This is a genomic window from Amycolatopsis albispora (genome assembly GCF_003312875.1).
Classification (GTDB): domain Bacteria; phylum Actinomycetota; class Actinomycetes; order Mycobacteriales; family Pseudonocardiaceae; genus Amycolatopsis; species Amycolatopsis albispora.
In genome coordinates this window covers 1,425,079-1,444,355 of sequence record NZ_CP015163.1, presented here as the reverse complement: position 1 = coordinate 1,444,355, position 19,277 = coordinate 1,425,079, and the positions used below count along the sequence as shown (strand labels likewise).

Here is a 19,277-nt window from a genome sequence, read left to right as displayed (position 1 = left end):
GAACGAATGAAGACCTCTTCATATATTCCTGCGGGCTCAGCCTCGCGGGTCGAAGGGGATGCCGTCCGGCTTGGCCTTCTCCAGGTTCGACTCGAACGCGCCGTCCTTGATCGCCAGGCTCGCGCTGCCGAAGTCGGCGGAGACCAGCTTGTCGCGGATGCCGGCCGGGAAGTTGTTCCAGCTCACCAGGTCCGGGTACTGCCAGGTGCCGTAGTGGTTCTCCGGCGGCTCGTCCCCGGCGCCCGCCTTGCGGAAGGCGTGCGTGCTGCCGCCGTCCTTGTGGTAGACGATCTTGGCGTGAGTGCCCTCCCACCGCACGTCCGCGGCGGCGTGCTTGGCGTATTCGCCGTGCGCGGAGGTGGCCACGTAGCGGGCCTGGTCGTCCTGCACCCAGATCACCACGTGCTCGATGTCGTGGCGGTGCCCGAAGGCGTCCAGCCCGGGCACGACCTGGTCCTTTTCGAAGTACAGGTCGTAGAGGTAGGCGCACCAGCCGTTGTTGCACTTGGCGCGGGCGTAGGAGTTCGTGTTGTCCAAATCGGACTGGTCACGGCAGTTGCCGTTGAGCGCGCCCGAGTTGTTCAGCCCGGGGGCGACGGTGCCGTCCGGTCCGATCGCGGGCGTCGGGTAGCAGCCGTCGGTGTCGTAGTCGAACGCGGGCTGCCACTTGCCGTCGGGCTCGGCGACGCTGGACGGGAGCGCGCGGGGCGGGTCGGCGAAGGCCAGCGCCGGGGGCAGGGCCAGGGTCAGCACGGCCGCGCCGGTCAGTGCCCGGAACGCGAAGGAAAACCGGCCCCGCCACCGGCGGGTGCGCTGCCTCGGACGGCCGGGGTGAGTACGCATCGCGGGCGGTTCCCTTCGCTCGGCGTCGGCACGCCAGAGCGTAGGGAGGGCTCAGGTCAACTCACAACGGACCAAAGTAGGAATTCGAAAAGTCTTCACACTTCGGCTTTGTCGTCCACAGTGGACAGCAAGGGCGCCCGGCGGGGGCGCCGGGCGTCAGCTGAGTACGTCGTCGAACTCGCCGTCCTTGGCACCGGCGAGGAAGGCCGCCATCTCGGCCTGGGTGTAGACCAGCGCCGGGCCGGACGGGAACCGCGAGTTGCGGACCGCGATCTCGCCGTTCGCCAGCGGAGCGACCTCCACGCAGTTGCCCACCGCTCCGCTGCGGGAGCTCTTGCGCCACTGCGCACCGGCCAGCAGTTCGGCCGACATACCGTTCGAAATCTGCTCCACCTTGATCTCCACCTTCCCGACTTCAAAACCAGGGGATGCAAATGCACGTGCATCTGACTGTGCTGTGGACCATAGCACGCGCAGGAGCAGATGAAAATGCACGTGCATTAAGCCTTTTGCAGGTCAGACGGATGTCGATCACTCGATCGAGGGACAAACAGCCCATGATCAGACTCCGCCCGGTGATCTCCGAGCCTTACTCGAACCGATCGGGTACCCCGTTCTGGCCGGACCGATCCGGGGTCGTCAGGGTGGCCGGAGTCATTTCCGGCAGGCAGGCGATGGCGTCGAAGGCTGCGGGCAGGTCTACCGCCAGATGGGTGGTCACGTGCCGGATTTTGGCGGGCAGTCCGGTCGCGGGGAGCCCGGGCGTCGGCGGCGCGGGCGTGGACGGTCCGGCAGCGGGGCGCCCGGCATCGCGCGGCCCAGCATCGCGCGGTCCAGCATCGGCCGCTCCGGAATCGTGCAGCGCGGCACCACGCGGCCCGGCGTCGGCCACCCCAGCATCGGGGCGCCCGGCATCGGCCACTCCAGGATTGGGGTGCCTGGCCACGGCCACTCCAAGATCGGGCAGCCCGGCGACGGCCATTCCAGGGGCGGGGCGCCTCGACTCGGGAAGCCCGGCATCGGCCAGACCCGGGGCAGCCGGTCCGGCGTCGGCCAGTCCTGCTCCGGGGAGTCCGGCATTAGGGCGCCCGGCATCGGCCACTCCCGAATCGGGGCGCCCGGCATCGGCCACCTCAGAACTAGAGAGTCCGGCATCAGCCGATCCGGCATCGGGGAGGGTGGCGTCAAGGCGTTCGGCATCGGGCGGGCTGATGGGTCGGGTGGTACGCAGGGTGGGCAGGCCGGTGGCCGCCCGGGCGGCGCGTAGGTCCAGCAGCACCGGTTCCTCCCCGGCAACCGCCGCCTCGATGCTGTCCTCAGCGGGCGGCCCAGCCGGGTGGGGCACCACGTCGAAACCCTGCGGAGCGTTCTCGTTGAGTTCCGTGTCGGTGGTGGTGCCGACGGTCGCCGTCACCGCGATGGCGACGTAGTCCGGTCCGGCCAGGTGGGTGCCCGCCGAGTCGGCGTGGATGCCCGGCAGCAACTCCATCGGCACCCGCTGGATGTGGGCGTTGTGCATCATCAGCACGATCCGGGCATCCGGGCCGTGGAGGCGGCGCAGCAGGCGCACGGTCTCGGCGTGGTAGACGTCCCGCGAAGAGACCACCTTCGCCGGCGGTTCGGTGCCGAGCAGGGTGAATTCGCGCAGGTGCTCGTCCAGGCGCAGGGCACCGAGCGCGTGGTGGCGGGCGATCAGGTGCTCGGGACCGCCGTCTGGCATCGCGTCCAGGTACAGGAGCAATCGCGCCAGTGCGGCCGTGGCGGCGTCGCGCTCGGCGTGGGCGAGTTCGCTGTAGCGGGCGAGGGCCACGCTGTTGTTCGCGGCGTGGTACGGCTCGGTCGCTTCGAGGGCGGCGTCCACCAGTTCCGTGCGCCGGCCGAGGTAGTCGCGCACCTTGGCCAGCGCCGGAACCGGGGAGCCGCCCGCGCCGGGCAGGTCCAGCCCGGCGAACCGCACCCGGTTTCCGTTCGACCTGTTGTGCTCGCGGAGCCAGCCGAGCATGCCCCGCACTTCGGCGGGCTCACCGAAGCGGAAGGTGAAACCGTTGCGCGCCAACACTTCCGGCTCACCGGGCGCGCCGCGGATCCACGCGTCGGCCAGTTCCCCTTCGGCGAAGCCCGATTCGTAGGCGAGCACGGTGAAGCCCAGCTCGGTGACCAGGAGGCGGAGCAACCGGTCGCGCAGGAGCCCGAACTCGCGGATGTAGTGGTTGTTCTCGCCGATGGCCACCACCTTGGCGTCACCGACCACCTCGGCGACCCCGGTCAGCGGCAACCAGCGCACGGACTCCGGCAACAACAACGCACCCACCCCCGATGGTCGGCGCCCACCCTAGCGCGCGACCCGGGGCTTCAGCGGGGCTCTCGGCGCAGGGGCAGCATCGCGCCGATGCCCGCCACCACGAGCACGAAGACGGTGATCCAGGTCAGCATGGCTCGTCACCTCCCGTCGGTGCTTCCACCTTGCCCGGATCGGTGGCGCGCGAAACCACCCTTCACCCGCCCGTGCCGGGAATTACTCGACTCGGGTGTGCGCTTCGGTGTCGTCGGTGTCGGGGAGGTGGATGTCGTGGACGGTGATGTTCACCTCGACCACCTCGAGGCCGGTCATGCGCTCGATGGCGCCGATGACGTTGCGGCGCACGGCACGCGCGACCTCGGCGATGCTCACCCCGTACTCCACCACGATTTCCAGGTCGATCGCGGTCTGCTTCTCCCCCACCTCGGCCGACACGCCCTGTCCGGCGCTCGCCGACGCGCCCGGGATGCGTTCCCGGATGGCGCCGAGCGCCCGCGCCGCGCCCCCGCCCAGCGCGTGCACGCCACGGATTTCGCGCGTGGCCAGTCCGGCGATCTTCTGCACCACGGTGTCGGCGATCGAGGTGACGCCCGGTTCGCCGGCCGGCTGGCTCTTCACCAGTTCGACCGAGTTCCTGGCCTCGGTGTCCGCGGTCTTCGCGGTTGCGGTGCTGCTCATCGGTTCCTCCCAGGGGTTGTCCACTGTGGTCATCGGTAGGACACCGGGGGAACCCGAACGTCACGACCCCATCGGGTGATCCACTTCACTTTCCACCGGAGCGTCCAGCGCCACGCGGTCGAGATCGGTGACCACCAGCCGCAACCGCGTCCCCGGCGGCAGCACCGGGCCGAGCACCTCCTCGGCGTGGCCGAGCACCGGCGGCAGCGGCAGCTTGGTCGCCACCAGCCGGATTTCCACCACCTCGGGACCGACCGTGACGGCGAGGTCGTCCCAGTCCCACGGCACCCAGGCCAGCGACGGCACGGTGGCCGGCGTGGCCGGGCGCAGCCCGGGCACCTTCCGCAACGCCGCCAGCAGTTCTTCGACGACCGTTCCGCTCACCAGCCACCCCGCTGCTCGACGTCCAGCACCGCCACCGAAACCGCGGCCACCGCCAGCCCGGTGGCTTCGGCCACCGCCTTGGCGACCGTGCGCTGCACCGCCTGCGCCACCGCCGCCACCTGACCGGCGCCGGTCAGCACCAGATCGACGTCCACGCGCACCCGCTCGTCCGGGTCGAAGCTCACCCGGACGCCTTCGGTGGGGGCCGGGTCCAGGCCCTTCACCTGCTGGCGCAGCGTCCGCCCCAGCGAGCCGACCAGGCCGAACAAACCGGGCTCGACCCTGGCCACGCCCGGTACCCCGGCGGCAGCGGCGGCGGCCACCGCCGCCACCACCGGCTCGCCGATCACCCATTCGCCGATCGTCACCGTCTGTTCCCTCGCACGCGTCTCCCGCACAGTCAGTCCTCGTAGAGATCGGTGACCTCGACGTCGAGCTGGGCCAGGCTGACCCCGACCCGCGCCACCGCCGCGGCCGAAACCCGCTCCCGCACCGTTTCCAGCGCGTCCGCGGCGAAGGCGTGGTAGCTCACCGCCACCTCCAGCCGGACCGCGAACTCGCCGGTGGGGGTGACGTCGACCCGGCAGCGCCGGGCCCGCACCCCGTCCACGCTGTCCGCGGCGAACCGCAGGAGCGCGGCCACCGCCCGGTCGCTGACCCGCGCCTGCCCCGGTTCCGGGGTGGGCAGCGGGAGCAGGTCGTGCCTGCGGACCTCGGCCCGCACCGCCGACATGATCCGGCCGACGAGGTCCGGCGGCGGCTCCACGGTCTCCTTCGCCAGTTCCCCGGTCAGCCTGCGCAACACGAGCAGCCCTTCCCTGGCGGCCCGGCAGTGCTCACACGAGAGGTCGTGCTCGTCGGCCCGCCCCGATTCCACCTCGTCGAGCCGCTCCCACACCGTCTCGACGTCCCGTCCGCAGGGCAGCGGGTAGGACTCGGCAGCCTGGTTCATCGCCACGGCGCCATCACCTCCGCCAGTTGTGCGCGTGCGCGCGCGATCCGCCCCCGCACCGCGGTGGCCGTGGTGCCCACCGCCTGCGCGATTTCCTCGTAGGACCGCCCGTGCACCTCTCTGAGCAGCCAGCAGGCCCGTTGCTCGCCGGTGAGCTGCTGCAGCGCCCGGCTCAGCGCGGCCATCTGGGCACCCACCTCCACGGCGCGGTCCGGCCGCGGCACCGGCGACTCCTGCTCGTCCGGCTCCACCGCCGAGGTGGGCCGCCGCGATCGGATCACGTTGAGGCACCGGTTGGTGGTGGTGCGGTACAGCCAGCCGACGAACGCCCCGTCGTCCTGCAGCTGCCCGAGCCGCCGCCAGGCGGTCAGGAACACCTCCTGCACGACGTCCTCGGCGTCGCCCCGGCTCGCCAGCATACGCACCGCGAGCCCGTACATCGGCCCTTGGTAGCGGCGGACGAGCTGCTCATAGGCCTGCGTGTCACCGTCTCGGGCCCTGGCGACGAGCGTGACGTCGTCCAGCGGCCCCTCGGTGGCGGGCACGGCTGACACCGCGGCTTTCCTCCCCTGACGACCGGTTTCCGGGACTTCCTGCTTCCAGGACACGGCGGCGGCCGATTCGTCACGCCGAGCACCGGAACTTTTTTCCGCCCGGTTTCCGTCCGCGGATGCTACGCGCGAGCACCGGCCGAAATCCCGCACGGCGCGTACACCTCACCTGACCGGGGGGCCTAGATTCGGGCGCGTGGTGATCGTCGTGGTGGCGCTGGCGGTGCCGGTGGGGCTGCTCATCGGCGCGGTCGGGGTCGGCGGGGTGCTGCTGCCGCCCGCGCTGGTGCACCTCGGCGGGTTCGACGTGCACGCCGCGGCGGCCACCAGCAGCTGGGCGTTCCTGTTCACCGGTGTGGTCGGCACGCTCGCCTACGCACGGCACGAGAGCATGCCGTGGCCGCTGGCACGCCGGCTGGCGCTCGGCGCGGCACCGGCCGCCGCCGCGGGTGCGCTGGTCAACGGGCTGGTGTCCCCGCTGGTGGTGTGGCTGGTGCTGGGTTCGATCACGCTCGGCGCCGGGGCACATCGCCTGTTCGGGCGCACCGGCGGTGAGCGCACCAGCCTGCCCGCGGCCGCCGCGCTGGCCACCGGCGCCGTGGTCGGCTTCGGTTCCGCGCTCACCGGCACCGGCGGGCCGGTGCTGCTGGTCCCGGTGCTGATGCTGCTCGGTGTCGCCCCGCTGCCCGCGGTCGCCGCCGGCCAGCTCATCCAGGTGCCGCTGGCCGCGTTCGCGGTGCTCGGCTACAGCGCCACCGGGTCCGTCCACTACGGACTCGGCGCGGTGCTCGGGGTGGTCGCGGCCGCCGCGGTGGTCGCCGGTGCCCGCTTCGCGCGACGGCTGCCGCCCGAGCGGCTGCGCCAGGTGTCCGCGAGCATCCTGGTCGCGGTCGGGCTCTTCCTGTTCGCCCTGCCGCTGTTGCCGTCGTGACCTCAGCCGAGCTGCTCGACCCGCATCCGCGCGCGCCCCTCCCCCGGCGCGCCGAGGCCGAACAGGTCCCAGCACCGCAGGAACGAGGCGGGCGGATCGACCAGCGTCAGCCGCAGGTCCGGGAAGGCCGTGCCGACCCTGGCCACCGCGCGCATCCCGGCCACGTCGATGAACCGCAGGTCGTCGAAGGTCACGCGCATCCGCGCGGACATGCCAGCCGCGGTCATCATCGCCAGCTCGAACAGGTCGGCGTTGCGGCGGTCCACCTCCCCGCTGATCCGCCACTCCCCGCGGCCCGTGCTGCCCATCCGGAACCCGCGGTCCGCACGGTTCGCGCCGAAGCCGAGCGGGTGCGCGCACATCGCCGCGCCCACCTCGGCCGGGCTGAAGCCCTGGCCGCCGTGGCGGTTCCGGTAGACGCAGACCATGGTGGCCCCGGCCTCGCTGACCACGCGGTCCAGGTCCAGCTCGAACTCCACCAGTTCCCGCTCGGACAACGAATCCAGGCCCAGTTCCTGCATGTCGGCGACCACCCGCAGGCCGCGGTAGCCCTCCCGCTGCGCGACGCTGACCTCCGTGCGCAGCCCGCCGACCAGCCCGGCCCCGAGCGAGAACGGCGCCAGCAGGTCGGCACCGCGCCCCCACGGCTCGGCCGAGCCGACCACGATCACCTTCTCGGTGACGTGCCCGCCGCGCGCACGCGCCAGCCCGACCAGTTCGTCGTATTCGGCCGGGGCGTCCACCACCACCCCGATGTGCCCGTACGACTTCGTCGGATCCTGCCCGGCCGCGTTCACGGCGGGTAGCGTAGACGCGACGGCACCGGCGCCCAAGCAAGTTCGGCCGGGCGAATGAACCGGCTACGCCCGAAGGCGGTCAACTTCCCCCGTCCGCGCGAACCCGCGCCACCGCGTCGTTGACGCTCGCCGAAACCGGCAGCACCTCGCCCAGTGCGAGCACCGTGATCGGCCGGACCACCGCCGGGGACACGGCCACCAGCCCGAACCCGCGTCCGGCGGCCCGCGCGCGGGCCGCCGCGCTCAGCAGGACCTGCAGGCAGCTGGAATCCAGGAAGGCGACCCCGATCAGGTCCACCACCAGCCCGGCACCGGCGCGTTCGAGCGCGTCGTCCAGCACGCGCGCGAGTTCGTCGGCCACGGCGAGGTCCAGCTCACCGGTGAGCGTCAGTATCCCGACACCGCCGTGCACTTCGGGTACGGCCGACCACGCCATGCGGGGCTCCCTCTTCGCCGACCCGTCGCAGGGTACCGCCGGCCGGTCAGGAAACCAGCTCCGGCGCGTCGGCGATGAAGGTGTCCAGCACGCCGTCGGCCACCCGGACCGGGCCCTGCGGGCGGGTGGTGCCCGGAATGGTCCGGATCTCGGCGGCCGAGGCGGCCAGCCTGCCCGCCTCGGCGAAGGCGCGGTCGGCGGCGGCCGGGTCCTCCACCGCCAGCCGTAGACCCTCCACTGTGGACTGAAGTGCCCGGCCCCACAGGGTCAGCGCGTCCAGCCAGGGCTTGGCCTGCGCCGAGAACGCCGGGTCCGGCACACCGCCGCGGATGCGCTCGGGAGCGGCGGCGAGCAGGTCCGCGTACCGGCGCAGCTCCACCAGCGCCGCGCCACGCGGCTCCGCGCGCACGGCGTCCACTTTGGACTTCAGCACCGGCGCCTGCGGCTGCCAGGCGATCTCGCCGAAGGTGGGCGCGAGGTGCTGGGTGTCGAAGAAGGCGAGCAGCGCTTCGGCCGTGCGCGCGTCCCCGGCGGCCAGGTAGTCCGCGGCCGCGCGCCAGGTGCGGCCGGCGTGGTAGTCCTGGTCGTTCCAGGCGAAGGACGCGCCGCCGAACAGGGCCACCTTGCTCGGCGCGGCCTGGTTCATCGGGTTGAGCACGATGCCGCCGAGCGCGGCGTGCAGCCCGGCCTCACGCTTGTCGTAGGGCGCCATCAGCAGCCGCCCGGTGGTCTGCCCGTAGTCGTTGACCGGGTAGTTGTCCCACAGGAACACCTTCCGGCCCCACACCTGCGCCGCCTTCTCGGCGTCGGCGACGCTGATCGAGGGCGGCACCACGGCGGTTCCGGTCCACTGCACCACGATCCGCTCGTCGAGGCTTTCCCGCAGCACCTTCTTGTACGGCGAGTCGGCCACGTCGGAGTACTCGGTCGGCACCATCTGCAGCGGCTGCGCGCCGACGACGTCGAGGAAGTCGCGCTGGACGCCGTTGAGCAGGTCGGCCTGCGCCCGCCCGGCGGCGGCCTGGCCGGGAGCGCCGTACTTCTGCTCGTCCCCGGCGCAGTTCCACTTGGTGTAGCTGATGTCGTCGAGCGCGATGTAGAAGCTTTCCGCGCCCTGGTCGTGGATCGAGACGAGCTTGTCGTGCAGCGCCTTGACGTCGGCCGGGTCGCTGTAGCAGATCGACGGCCCCGGCGAGACCGCGTAGGTGAACTGCACGTGGTGGTCCGCGGCGGCGCCGATCAGTTCCTCGATCTTGGCCAGCTCGGCGGCGGGATACGGCTCACGCCACTTCTCGCGCAGGTAGAGGTCGTCCTTGGGGGTGTAGATGTAGGTGTTGGCCTTGATGTCGCCGTAGAAGGCCAGCTGGTCGAGCCGGTCTTCGTGGGACCACGGCGCGCCGTAGAAGCCCTCGATGCTGCCGCGCAGGGCCATCAGCGGGTGGTCGGTCACCTTGACCGCCGCGATCCGGCCGGGCGCGGCCAGCTGACGCAGGGTCTGCGCGGCGTAGTAGACGCCGTCGCCGTCGTTGCCCGCGAGCGCGACCAGGCCGCCGCGGCCCTGTGCCCGTGTCGCGAGCGAGTAGCCCTCGGGTCGCAGTTCTTCGGGCTTCGCTCCGCCGGCTTCGGTCAGCGCACCGGCCACTTCGGGATCGGAGATCAGGCCGGCGACCACGGTCAACTCGGCAGGCCCGTCCACCACTTCCCGCGCGCCCGCGTTCTCGAGCGTGCGGCGGACGAGGTCGGCGGTGGCCTGATCAGCGCCATCCTCGAGCACCACACCGGCGCGCACGGGGACGCGGAGCTGGTGGCCGTTGCCCGCCATGGCCTGCGGGGTCGGCGTGACCACCGGCAGGCGGGTTTCCGTTGTTTCCGGCACGGCGGCCGCCGCACCCGGCGTCAGCCCGAGAGCGACACCGAAGACGGCAGCCACCGCGGTGGTTCGGATGTTTCGGCGCACCGGACCTCCCCAGTCGATCTTTGGTCCAGACCAGCAGGGATCCGGGGCCGAGTCAACCCGTCATCCGTATACCGACGCCGCCCACTCCGGGTGGTCGATGAACGGGTTGCGGTTCTTCTGGATGCCGAAGATCGCGTCGTTGCGGTCCTTCTCCACGGTGTCCACCGGGTCGGCCTCGTGCCACCGCAGCAGCACCGAGATCTTGCCGATGGCCGGCGCGGAACCGTTGTCCACCTGGTCGTTCGGCTCGAGGTCGGCGAAGCCGTCACCGCCGTCCCACCGCACGCCCATGTACAGGATCATCCTGGCCACGTCACCCTTGACCTCGTCGCGTGGCTCGAACGAGTCGTCGTCGGTGAGGTTGCCCGGCGCGCCGTCGACCGGCTCGCCGCCGTTGTCGAAGTCCTTGTTGCCGCGGATGCTGTTCACCGTGACGTCGGTCGGGCGCAGGTGGTGGATGTCGGTGCCGGGGCCCGGCGAGGTGCCGAAGTCCCCGTGCGACTTGGCCCAGGTGTGCTCGCGGTTCCAGTCGCCGGAGTCGCCGCCGTTGGCGTCCTTGCTGCGGGACTCGCCGCTGTAGAGCAGCAGCACGTTGCCCGCGTTGGCCGGGTCCTCGTCGGTGGTCTTGAGCGCGTCCCACACGTCGTCGTAGTTCAGCGTGGTGACGCCCGAGCTGATGATGGTGTGCAGTGCCGCTTTCAGTTCGGCGCCGGTTTTTCCCTCGGCGCCGGCGTAGTATCCGGCAGGCGGGTCCGCCTGCGCGGCTGGCGCCGACAGCAGGCCGGCGGCCGCGAGCGCGGCTCCGGCCACGGCGACGCGCCGCAGTATTCGGTTGGTGGCCACCCAGAATCTCCTCACCACTCGATATCACTGTCAGTGAAAGACTGACAGCTCGGAGATTCCGTTGACTACCGACGAACGGCGATCAACTGGTCCCGGCGGCCTCACGCAGCAGGCTCAGCCGGATCTGCCGGGCGGTGTTCATGTGGGCCGCGGCGATCGAGCGGGCCGCCGCCTCGTCCCGGTCGCGGATGGCGGCGATCAGCCGTTCGTGCTCGTCGAGCGCCTCACGCCAGCGGTCGCCCACCGACAGCGTGGACCGCGGCGCGTGCACCAGGTGCCCGGTGAGCCGTTCCATCAGGTCGATCAGCACCGGGTTGTGCGTGGCCCGCCAGACCGCGGCGTGGAATTCGAGGTTCGTGCGCATGCGGGTGGCGTCGTCGGGATCGACGGCCTTCCGGTCCCGCTCCAGCAGGCCCTCCAGGCGCAGCAGGTCGGTGGTGCCGCGGGCCTGCGCGGCCTGCCCGGCGGCCTCGGCCTCGAGCAGCACGCGCATGTCGTAGATCTGCACCACCTCTTCGGCGTCGATGGTGCGGACCTCCATGCCGCGGGTGCCCGCCACCAGCAGCCTGTCCTGCGCCAGCCGCCGCAGCGCCTCGCGCACCGGGGTGCGCGAGACGCCGAAGCGCGTGGCGAGCGCGGTTTCCCGCAACGGGGTGCCCGGCGGGAAACCGCCGGAAAGGATCTCCGCTCGCAGGTCGTGGTATACGGCCTCCGCGTCGGTCCGGCTGCTGGTCATCGCTGTGCTTCCCCTGCTCCCCCGCTGTGCTGACGTCAGGCCAGTGTCCCAGCCCGCCGCCCGAACACCGCGCCGGAGGTCAGCCCGGTGCCGCCCGGGTAGTTGCCGCTGAACAGCCCGCCGAGCATTTCCCCGCAGACGAACAGGCCGGGGAGCGGCGCGCCGGCCGGGTCGAGCACCCGGCCGTGGGTGTCGGCACGCAGGCCGCCGAAGGTGAAGGTGATGCCGCAGGTCACCGGGAAGGCGTAGTAGGGGGCGGTCTCCAGCGGGCTGGCCCAGTGCGACTTGGGCGGGTCGACCCTGGCGGCGCGACCGTCCTTGACCGCGAGGTCGAGCGGGACGTCGCGGTCGATCGACGCGTTGAACTGGCGGACGGTCCGCTCCAGCGCGGCCGCGTCCACCCCGATGCCCTCGGCCAGCTCGGCCAGCGTGTCCGCCTGGACCACGGACGCGCCGGGCATGTCGTACTCCTCGGTCCGCAGCCGCGGCCGGGTGGTGGCGTCGAACAGCTGGAAGGCGAGCCCGTCCGGCTGTTCGAGGATGCGCGCGCCGTACCGGGCGTAGGTGTAGTTGCGGAAGTCCGCGCCCTCGTCGATGAACCGCTCGCCACGCCGGTTGACCACGATGCCGAGCGGATAACCACCGCGCGTGAGCTGGTTGGTCAGCTCGCGGTTGCTCTCGTTGTGCTCGGCCCAGGCGTCCCAGGCCACGCTGTGGCAGGTGCTCCAGTCGCCGTGCGTCGCCGCGCCCGCCTTGATCGCGGCGGTGAGCATGTCGCCGGTGTTGAACGGGGTGCCGCGGACCTTCGCGCGCTGCCAGCCCTCGCCGAGGTGCTCGCGGCGCAGTTCGGCACTGGCCTCGAAACCACCGGCCGCGAGCACCACCGACCCGGCACGCAGTTCACCTTCGGCTCCGGTGTCGTCGGTCCAGGTCACGCCGACAACGCGGTCGCCTTCGCGGATCAGGTCGCGGGCACGCACGCCGTAGCGGATTTCCACGCCCGCGCGCTCCGCCGCCGCCGTGTGCTGCGCGATCAGCCCCTTGCCGCCGCCGGTGCTGCCGACGGCGAGCCCGCCCCAGAACACCTGCCTGCCGGTTTCGTCCGGGTAGGCCTGGCGCTCGTACATCAGCCGGTACCGCAGGCCCTTGCCGTGCAGCCAGCGCAGCGTGTCCTGGCTCCGCGAAACCAGCACCTCGGTCAGCTCTGGATCGTTGCGGCCGCCGGTCACCTTGGCCATGTCGGCGTGGAACTGCTCGGCCGGATAAGGCGGCAGCTCGCTGATCGCGTGGCGCTCGTCGGGGTCGAGCAGGTCCGCCACCGAGGCCAGCCCGTCGTGCACGATCCGGACCGCGCCGGCGGTGTAGAAGCTGTTGCCGCCCGCTTCCTCCCGGCGCCCCCGCTCCAGCAGGACCACCCGCCGTCCGCGCTCGGCCGCCGCGTGCGCGGCACTGAACCCGGCGTTGCCCCCGCCGACCACGATCACCTCGGGCTGCATCTGTCCTCCTGCTCTTGTCAACGTCTGCACACCACTGTATACAGTCGTATGCAATAGCTACAAGGCGCATCGACCAAAGGACGTTCGATGGAGCGACAACGCTGGAGCCGATGGGTGCCGTGGGCGGCCGCGGTGCTGGCCACGGGCGCGGTGGTGGCCACCGCACCGGCCGAAGAGGGCACCGGGTCCACCGCCGTGGACGTGCTGGACGGCGCGCAACTGCGGATCATGGCGCCCGCCGCGCCCGGCGGTGGCTGGGACCAGACCTCCCGCGAGATGCAGGCCGCGCTGCGCGAGCTGGTCGGCCGCACCGAGGTCTACAACGTCGCGGGCGCGGGCGGCACGATCGGACTCAGCCAGTTCGTGCGCTTCGACGACGACCCGGCGCAGCTGATGACCACCGGGCTGATCATGGTCGGCGCGGCGAAGGCCAACAAGTCCGCGCATTCGCTGGCCGACACCACTCCCCTGGTCCGGCTGACCACCGACTACCAGGCGATCGTGGTGCCCGCGGCCTCCCCGCTGCGCACCACCGCCGACCTGGCCGCGGCGATGCGCGCGGACCTGCCCGCGGTGTCCATCGCGGGCGGCTCGGCGGGCGGCGTCGAGCAGATCCTGGCCGGGTTGATGGCCAAGGCGGTCGGCGGCAACCCGGCGCAGGTCAGCTACGTGGCGCACTCCGGCGGCGGCGAAGCGCTGACCACGCTGCTGTCCGGGCGCGCCGTCATCGGCATCTCCGGGCTGTCCGAGATCCAGCCGCAGATCGAGGCGGGCACGGTCCGCGCGCTGGCGGTGTCGAGCCCGGAGCGGCTCCCGTCGGTGCCCGGCATCCCGACGCTGCGTGAAGGCGGGCTCGACGTCGAACTGCAGAACTGGCGCGGGGTCACCGCGCCCAAGGGCATCAGCGACGAAGCCGAGCAGGCGCTGGAGACGCTCCTGCTCGACATGACCCGCACGAGTGCCTGGCAGGACGCGCTGAAGCGGCGCGGCTGGGGCGACGCCACCTTGGCGGGCCCCGAATTCGAGGAGTTCGTCCGCACCGAGCAGGACCGCGTGTCGCAGGTGCTCGACGAGATCGGACTGGGGTGAACGGCGTGACCGAACCGGATCTGCGCACCGTGCGCGCGACGCTGGCCTTCGGCGCGCTGATGCTCGTCGCCGCGGTGCTGGTGGTGGTGGACGCGGTAGGCCTGCCCGAGACCTCGGCCGTGGTCGGCCCGGCGGCGGTCCCGCTGCCGGTCGGGGTGCTGCTGGCGGTGGTCGGCGCCGCGCTGCTGGTGCGCTCCCGCGCGCAGCTGGCGACCGCCACCCCGGGTGCGGACCGGCCACCGCACGGCGTGCTGCGTGTCGTCGCGCTGGTCGGCACGCTCGCCGCGTTCGCCCTCCTGCTGCCGGTGCTCGGTTACGTGGTGTGCTCCGCGGCCCTGTTCACCGCCACCGCCATGCTGCTCGGCGCCCCGCGCCGGCCGTCGACCGCGGCCATCGGCTGGACGCTGGCCGCCGTGGTGTTCCTGGTCTTCGACCGCCTGATCGGGCTCACCCTGCCCGCCGGACCGTGGGGATTCTGATGGACCAGTTCACGCTCCTGCTCGACGGCTTCGCCGGCGCGCTGACCCCGGGTCACCTGCTGTTCGCGCTGGCCGGGGTGACCATCGGCACCGCGGTCGGCGTGCTGCCCGGCATCGGGCCCGCGCTGACCGTGGCGCTGCTGCTGCCGATCACCTTCCGGCTGGACCCGTCCAGCGCGCTGATCATGTTCGCCGGCATCTACTACGGCGGCATGTACGGCGGCTCGACCACGTCCATCCTGCTCAACACGCCCGGCGAGAGCGCGTCGATGATCTCCGCGCTGGAAGGCAACAAGATGGCGCGGGCCGGGCGCGCGGCGGCCGCGCTGGCCACCGCCGCGCTGGGCAGCTTCGTCGCGGGCACGATCGGCACCGTGGCGCTGACCTTCCTGGCGCCCGCGGTGGCCGATTTCGCCACCACCTTCGGCCCGCCCGAGTACGTGGCGCTGATGGCGGTCGCCTTCGTCACGGTCAGCGCGCTGCTCGGGCCGAGCCTGCTCAAGGGCGCGGCGAGCCTGCTCACCGGGCTGACCATCGGGCTGATCGGCATCGACTCGCAGACCGGGCAGCCGCGGCTGGTCTTCGGGGTCGAGTCGCTGCTCGACGGCATCGACATCGTGATCGTGGTGGTCGCGTTGTTCGCGCTGAGCGAGGCGTTCGGCCACCTGCTCACCGGCACCGGGCACAGCACCGTGCAGCCGCTGCGCGAGCGCGCCATCCTGTCCAAAAAGGACTTCCGCCGGTCGTGGCCGTCGTGGCTGCGCGGGACCGCGCTGGGCTTCCCGATCGGCAGCCTGCCCGCCGGTGGTGCCGAGGTGCCCACGTTCCTCAGCTACAGCGTGGAGAAGAAGCTGACCAAGCACCCGCACGAGTTCGGCAAGGGCGCCATCGAAGGCGTCGCCGGTCCCGAAGCGGCCAACAACGCCGCGGCGGCCGGGGTGCTGGTGCCGCTGCTGACCATCGGGCTGCCGACCTCGGCCACCGCGGCGGTCATCCTGACCGCGTTCCAGTCCTACGGGCTGCAGCCGGGCCCGCAGTTGTTCACCGAATCGGGTCCGCTGGTGTGGACGCTGATCGCGAGCCTGTACGTGGGCAACCTGATGCTGCTGGTGCTGAACCTGCCGCTGGCGCGGGTGTGGGCGCGGCTGCTCACCATTCCCGCGTACGGCATCTACGCCGGGGTGCTGGTGTTCGCCACGCTCGGGGCGTATGCGGCGGGTGGCACCACGACGGACCTGCTCATTCTGTGCGGGCTCGGGCTGGTCGGGCTGCTGATGCGGGAGGCGGGCATCCCGGTGGCACCGGCGGTGGTCGGGCTGATCCTGGGCCCGATCGCCGAGCAGCAGCTGCGGCGCGCGCTCACGCTGTCCGAGGGCGACCCGTCGATCCTGGTCTCCGGGCCGATCACCATCGTGCTGTGGATCGTGGTCGCGCTGGCGCTGGTGATCCCGGCGGTGCTCGGCCTGCGCAAGCGGAGGGCGGCTAGGTGAGGCACCGGAAGAGGGCGTCGACGAAAACCCGGATGGCGGGGCGTTCGTCGTCGGCCCGCCAGACCACCGCGAATTCCGCCGGGGTGAGCCCGGTGACCGGGCGGACGGCCACGTCCTCCCGCCGGTAAAGCTCGGCGTTGCCCGCGGACAGCAGGACCACGCCGAGCCCGGAGGCGACCGCCTCGAAGGTCTCCTCGGCGGTTTCGGCCTCGGCGGCCACCGTCGGCGGGGTCTCGCGCTCGTCGGCGGCCAGCCAGAACCGGCGCAGCGCACCCGCGGACGCGGGCAGCGCGATGAACGGCTCGGCGGCGAGTTCCGCGAACGGCACTTCGGCCAGCCCGGCGAGCCGATGCCCGGCGGGCAGCGCGACCCACCGATCCTCGGTGGCGACCACGCGCCAGGCGAGGTCGCCACCGTCCGGGACCGGCAGCCAGGCGACGGCCACGTCGACCTCGGCGCGCCCGAGGCCCGCGGTCGCGTCACGCCAGGCGATCTGGCGGAACAGCAGCCGCCAGCCGGGCAGCCGCCGCGTCATCTCCGCGGAGACGCGCGGGATCAGCCCGCGCCCGATCCGCGTCTGGAAGCCGACGGTCAAGGTGGCCTCCCCGGCCGCCTCCCCCACCTGGCGGCGGGTGTCGTCCCACAGCTCCAGCAACTGCTTCGCGCGGGGCAGCAGGGCCTCACCGGCCGGGGTCAGGGTGACGCGCTGGTGGTCGCGGTTGAACAGGGTGACGCGCAGGAGGTTCTCCAACTGGCGGATCTGCTTGCTCAGCGCGGGCTGGGAGATGTAGAGCCGCTCGGTGGCCGCCTTGGTGAAACTCAACTCCTCGGCGACGGCGGTGAAGTACCGGAGATCCCGCAAATGCGCTTCCACGAGCGAAGACTAGTACCGTGCGGCTGCCACGAGGCCGAATTACTGTCGGGGCATGGGCGCGCGCACGGGTGAGGGCATTCGCGTCGTCGCCGTCACTGTGGCTGTGTTGTTGCTCGCCACCGCCACCTTCCTCGCCAACCGCGTGCTGCCCGGCTGGGCATACCCGGTGTGCGGCACGGTCACCGCCGTCCTGCTGGTGGTGCTCGCGCGCTCATCCGGCGTGGCCGCGACCGCGATGGGCCTGGGCAGGCGACAGCTCGGCCGCGGTGCCGTGGTCGGGTTGATCGGGATGGGCCTGGTGCTGCTCACCTTCGCCGTCGCGCTGGCCGTGCCCGCGTTCCGCCCGCTGTTCGACGACGGCCGCGTCGGCTCCCCCGACCTGACCGAGGTGCTCTGGCAGACGCTCATCCGCATCCCGCTCGGCACGGTGCTCGTCGAGGAGGTCGCCTTCCGCGGGGTGCTGCCCGCGCTGCTCGGCGGCGGGCAGCGCTGGCGGTGGGGCCCGGTGCTCGGCGCGGCCGGGCTGTTCGGGCTCTGGCACCTCCTGCCGTCGCTGGCGCTGGTCCGCAACGCCGCGGTCGCGGGCACCCTCGGCGGCCTGCCGTTGTGGCTGCTTTCGGTGCTGGCCATGCTCGCCGCCGCCGGGGCCGGGGTGTTCCTGCACTGGTGGCGGCACACCGGGCGCAGCCTGCTGGCGCCGGTGGCGGTGCACACCGCGACCAACTCCGGCGGGCTCGCCGCCGCTTGGTGGCTGCTCGCCCACCGCTGAGCAGATCGGCGGGAACTTCCCGCGCGCACCCGCCGACTCTAGCGACGTGACCACTGACGAGTTCGTCGAAACCGACGCGGAGGCGGCCAGAGCGCGACGCCGCTCGGCGCGTCCGCTGCTGCTGCGCCTGCACTTCTACGCCGGTGTGTTCATCGGCCCGTTCCTGCTGGTCGCCGCGCTGACCGGGCTGCTGTACATCTTCACCCCGCAGCTGGAGCAGGTCGTCTACGACCACGAGCTGCACGTGCCGGCGGGTTCGTCGGCGCAGCCGCTGGAAAGCCAGCTGGCCGCCGCGCGGCAGGCGGTGCCGGACGCGACCGTGGTGCGCGTGCGCCCCGGCCCCGAGCCCACCGACACCACGCAGGTCATCTTCAGCAGGCCAGATCTGGAGGCCAGCCACTGGCTGACCGCCTACGTCGATCCGTACACCAGCCAGGTGCGCGGCGTGCTGGAGACCTACGGTTCCAGCCAGGCCACCCCGGTCCGCACCTGGATCGACCAGCTGCACCGCAGCCTGCACCTCGGCGACTTCGGCCGGTTGTACAGCGAGCTGGCGGCGAGCTGGCTGTGGGTGGTGGTGCTCGGCGGGCTGGTGCTGTGGTGGTCGAAGCGGCGCCAGCACCGCGTGGCCGACCGCCGGGCGAAGGGCAGGCGGAAGCTGGTCGCCTGGCACGCCGCGACCGGCTCGTGGGTGGCGATCGTGCTGCTGTTCCTGTCGGTGACCGGGCTGACCTGGTCGCAGTACGCGGGTGAAAGCATCACCGACCTGCGCGCGGCGCTGTCGTGGGAAACGCCGACGCTGTCGGCCAGCCTGTCCGAGCACGCCGAACACGGTGCGCACGCCGGGCACAGCGGGCACCACTCCGCCCCGGTCGCCGACGCGGGGCCGGACCGGGTGCTCGAAGCGGCTCGCGCCCACGGGCTCGACGGCAAGGTCGAGATCACGCTGCCCGGCGGTGACGGCGAGGTGTACCTGGTCAAGCAGATCAAGACCAGCTGGCCGGAGAAGCAGGACACGGTGGCCGTCGACCCGGCGGACGCGCAGGTGCTCGAAACGCTCCGGTTCGACGACTACCCGCTCGGCGCGAAGCTGGCCCGCTGGGGCATCGACGCGCACATGGGCCTGCTGTTCGGCCTGCCCAACCAGATCGTGCTCGCGGTCGTGTGCCTGGCGTTGATCACCATGGTGGTCTGGGGTTACCGGATGTGGTGGCACCGCAGGCCGACGCGCGAGGGGTTCGCCATGGGCCAGCCGTTCGCCCGCGGTGGCTGGCGGTCGATGCCACCGGCCGCGCTGGTGGCGATCGTGGTGGTCGGCGCGCTCGCGGCGTGGTTCCTGCCGGTGTTCGGCCTGTCCCTGCTGGGTTTCCTGGTGGTGGACGCCCTGCTGGGGCTGCGGGCGCGCACTCGCTGACCGGTCAGGAAACCGCGGTGGACCCGCCGGCCGGGTGGGTCAGTTCGGCGCGTTCGCGGTGGGCGGGCGCGCCGAGGCGGCATCTGCGCTCGTACCTTTCGAGCAGCAGGGCGAGGATCATCACGACTGCCGGAGTGCTCACCGCGAACCACATGGCAGAGGGCGTACCCCCGAAGTGGCGGATGCCAAACCTCCCGCAGGCTGGGCCGTTCGGGCGCTCCGCTGCGCCTCGGCGGTGTGAATAATCGGAACGGGGGTA

General features: G+C 72.2%; 22 protein-coding genes. 6 read left to right on the top strand and 16 right to left on the bottom strand.

The features are described from left to right. Nucleotides 1-36: 36 nt before the first annotated feature. The 8 genes from A4R43_RS06980 to A4R43_RS06945 form a co-directional block, all read right to left on the bottom strand. Nucleotides 37-843 carry an NPP1 family protein gene (locus A4R43_RS06980; protein WP_113691563.1) on the bottom strand — a complete coding sequence of 269 codons (807 nt, stop codon included), beginning with the start codon at nt 841-843 and terminating at the stop codon, nt 37-39. 156 nt (nt 844-999) lie between these two features. Continuing rightward, on the bottom strand, nt 1,000-1,215 hold the full coding sequence (locus A4R43_RS06975; RefSeq protein WP_113697394.1) for a DUF397 domain-containing protein: 216 nt from the start codon (nt 1,213-1,215) through the stop codon (nt 1,000-1,002). Between the two features lie 217 nt (nt 1,216-1,432). Beyond that, on the bottom strand, nt 1,433-3,145 hold the full coding sequence (locus A4R43_RS06970; RefSeq protein WP_162788353.1) for an erythromycin esterase family protein: 1,713 nt from the start codon (nt 3,143-3,145) through the stop codon (nt 1,433-1,435). Between the two features lie 213 nt (nt 3,146-3,358). Further along, nucleotides 3,359-3,820 (bottom strand): Asp23/Gls24 family envelope stress response protein, encoded by a 462-nt coding sequence (locus A4R43_RS06965; protein ID WP_113691561.1) that lies wholly within the window; start codon nt 3,818-3,820, stop codon nt 3,359-3,361. Nucleotides 3,821-3,880: 60 nt separating this feature from the next. Beyond that, entirely contained in the window at nt 3,881-4,204 is a 324-nt protein-coding gene (locus A4R43_RS06960) for a hypothetical protein (protein WP_236808814.1), read from the bottom strand. After that, entirely contained in the window at nt 4,201-4,572 is a 372-nt protein-coding gene (locus A4R43_RS06955; RefSeq protein WP_113691560.1) for an Asp23/Gls24 family envelope stress response protein, read from the bottom strand. Before A4R43_RS06955 ends, A4R43_RS06960 begins: the two co-directional genes overlap by 4 nt. Before the next feature lie 32 nt (nt 4,573-4,604). Beyond that, complete coding sequence (locus A4R43_RS06950; protein ID WP_113691559.1) at nt 4,605-5,162, bottom strand: Asp23/Gls24 family envelope stress response protein; 558 nt, start codon at nt 5,160-5,162, stop codon at nt 4,605-4,607. Next, nucleotides 5,153-5,701 carry an RNA polymerase sigma factor gene (locus A4R43_RS06945; RefSeq protein WP_113697392.1) on the bottom strand — a complete coding sequence of 183 codons (549 nt, stop codon included), beginning with the start codon at nt 5,699-5,701 and terminating at the stop codon, nt 5,153-5,155. The genes A4R43_RS06950 and A4R43_RS06945 overlap by 10 nt, the downstream gene beginning before the upstream one ends. Before the next feature lie 202 nt (nt 5,702-5,903). On the opposite strand from A4R43_RS06945, the gene A4R43_RS06940 reads away from it, so the two are divergent. After that, complete coding sequence (locus A4R43_RS06940) at nt 5,904-6,638, top strand: sulfite exporter TauE/SafE family protein (protein WP_162788351.1); 735 nt, start codon at nt 5,904-5,906, stop codon at nt 6,636-6,638. A gap of 2 nt (nt 6,639-6,640) precedes the next feature. Here A4R43_RS06940 and A4R43_RS06935 read toward each other — a convergent pair whose 3' ends face one another. From A4R43_RS06935 to tcuA, 6 genes are all read right to left on the bottom strand, one after another. Next, nucleotides 6,641-7,435, bottom strand: a complete 795-nt coding sequence (locus A4R43_RS06935) for an MEDS domain-containing protein (RefSeq protein WP_162788350.1) — start codon at nt 7,433-7,435, stop codon at nt 6,641-6,643. Nucleotides 7,436-7,514: 79 nt separating this feature from the next. Beyond that, nucleotides 7,515-7,871 (bottom strand): STAS domain-containing protein, encoded by a 357-nt coding sequence (locus A4R43_RS06930; RefSeq protein ID WP_113691556.1) that lies wholly within the window; start codon nt 7,869-7,871, stop codon nt 7,515-7,517. 46 nt (nt 7,872-7,917) lie between these two features. After that, the gene (locus A4R43_RS06925) at nt 7,918-9,828 is read right to left on the bottom strand and encodes a beta-N-acetylhexosaminidase family protein (protein ID WP_205215260.1); all 1,911 of its coding nucleotides are present in this window, start codon (nt 9,826-9,828) and stop codon (nt 7,918-7,920) included. 60 nt (nt 9,829-9,888) lie between these two features. Then, nucleotides 9,889-10,671 (bottom strand): endonuclease I family protein, encoded by a 783-nt coding sequence (locus tag A4R43_RS06920; RefSeq protein WP_113691555.1) that lies wholly within the window; start codon nt 10,669-10,671, stop codon nt 9,889-9,891. Between the two features lie 82 nt (nt 10,672-10,753). Next, entirely contained in the window at nt 10,754-11,407 is a 654-nt protein-coding gene (locus tag A4R43_RS06915; RefSeq protein ID WP_113691554.1) for a GntR family transcriptional regulator, read from the bottom strand. Nucleotides 11,408-11,442: 35 nt separating this feature from the next. Then, nucleotides 11,443-12,903: an FAD-dependent tricarballylate dehydrogenase TcuA gene (gene tcuA / locus A4R43_RS06910; protein WP_113691553.1), complete on the bottom strand. Its 1,461-nt coding sequence runs from the start codon at nt 12,901-12,903 to the stop codon at nt 11,443-11,445. A gap of 87 nt (nt 12,904-12,990) precedes the next feature. On the opposite strand from tcuA, the gene A4R43_RS06905 reads away from it, so the two are divergent. From A4R43_RS06905 to A4R43_RS06895, 3 genes are read left to right on the top strand one after another with little or no spacing between them, the layout of a single operon-like run. Beyond that, a complete protein-coding gene (locus A4R43_RS06905) occupies nt 12,991-13,992 on the top strand; it encodes a tripartite tricarboxylate transporter substrate binding protein (RefSeq protein WP_113691552.1) in 1,002 nt (333 codons plus the stop codon). Between the two features lie 5 nt (nt 13,993-13,997). Then, nucleotides 13,998-14,471, top strand: a complete 474-nt coding sequence (locus A4R43_RS06900; protein WP_162788349.1) for a tripartite tricarboxylate transporter TctB family protein — start codon at nt 13,998-14,000, stop codon at nt 14,469-14,471. Beyond that, nucleotides 14,471-15,961 (top strand): tripartite tricarboxylate transporter permease, encoded by a 1,491-nt coding sequence (locus A4R43_RS06895; protein WP_113691550.1) that lies wholly within the window; start codon nt 14,471-14,473, stop codon nt 15,959-15,961. Before A4R43_RS06900 ends, A4R43_RS06895 begins: the two co-directional genes overlap by 1 nt. Here A4R43_RS06895 and A4R43_RS06890 read toward each other — a convergent pair. Then, a complete protein-coding gene (locus A4R43_RS06890) occupies nt 15,954-16,835 on the bottom strand; it encodes a LysR family transcriptional regulator (RefSeq protein ID WP_113691549.1) in 882 nt (293 codons plus the stop codon). The genes A4R43_RS06895 and A4R43_RS06890 overlap by 8 nt on opposite strands. A 52-nt stretch (nt 16,836-16,887) precedes the next feature. Here A4R43_RS06890 and A4R43_RS06885 point away from each other — a divergent pair, with 52 nt between their 5' ends. Continuing rightward, on the top strand, nt 16,888-17,604 hold the full coding sequence (locus tag A4R43_RS06885) for a CPBP family glutamic-type intramembrane protease (protein WP_113691548.1): 717 nt from the start codon (nt 16,888-16,890) through the stop codon (nt 17,602-17,604). A 46-nt stretch (nt 17,605-17,650) separates the two neighbouring features. Beyond that, nucleotides 17,651-19,018, top strand: coding sequence for a PepSY-associated TM helix domain-containing protein (locus A4R43_RS06880; RefSeq protein WP_113691547.1), 1,368 nt, complete (start codon nt 17,651-17,653; stop codon nt 19,016-19,018). A 4-nt stretch (nt 19,019-19,022) separates the two neighbouring features. Here A4R43_RS06880 and A4R43_RS42585 read toward each other — a convergent pair whose 3' ends face one another. Next, nucleotides 19,023-19,160 (bottom strand): hypothetical protein, encoded by a 138-nt coding sequence (locus tag A4R43_RS42585; RefSeq protein ID WP_162788237.1) that lies wholly within the window; start codon nt 19,158-19,160, stop codon nt 19,023-19,025. Nucleotides 19,161-19,277: the final 117 nt, after the last annotated feature.

Coding starts and splice junctions, on each gene's coding strand:
- A4R43_RS06980 (WP_113691563.1), bottom strand. CDS start 843: ATGCGTACTCACCCCGGCCGTCCGAGGCAGCGCACCCGCCGGTGGCGG.
- A4R43_RS06975 (WP_113697394.1), bottom strand. CDS start 1,215: ATGTCGGCCGAACTGCTGGCCGGTGCGCAGTGGCGCAAGAGCTCCCGC.
- A4R43_RS06965 (WP_113691561.1), bottom strand. CDS start 3,820: ATGAGCAGCACCGCAACCGCGAAGACCGCGGACACCGAGGCCAGGAAC.
- A4R43_RS06930 (WP_113691556.1), bottom strand. CDS start 7,871: ATGGCGTGGTCGGCCGTACCCGAAGTGCACGGCGGTGTCGGGATACTG.
- A4R43_RS06915 (WP_113691554.1), bottom strand. CDS start 11,407: ATGACCAGCAGCCGGACCGACGCGGAGGCCGTATACCACGACCTGCGA.
- tcuA (WP_113691553.1), bottom strand. CDS start 12,903: ATGCAGCCCGAGGTGATCGTGGTCGGCGGGGGCAACGCCGGGTTCAGT.
- A4R43_RS06905 (WP_113691552.1), top strand. CDS start 12,991: ATGGAGCGACAACGCTGGAGCCGATGGGTGCCGTGGGCGGCCGCGGTG.
- A4R43_RS06895 (WP_113691550.1), top strand. CDS start 14,471: ATGGACCAGTTCACGCTCCTGCTCGACGGCTTCGCCGGCGCGCTGACC.
- A4R43_RS06885 (WP_113691548.1), top strand. CDS start 16,888: ATGGGCGCGCGCACGGGTGAGGGCATTCGCGTCGTCGCCGTCACTGTG.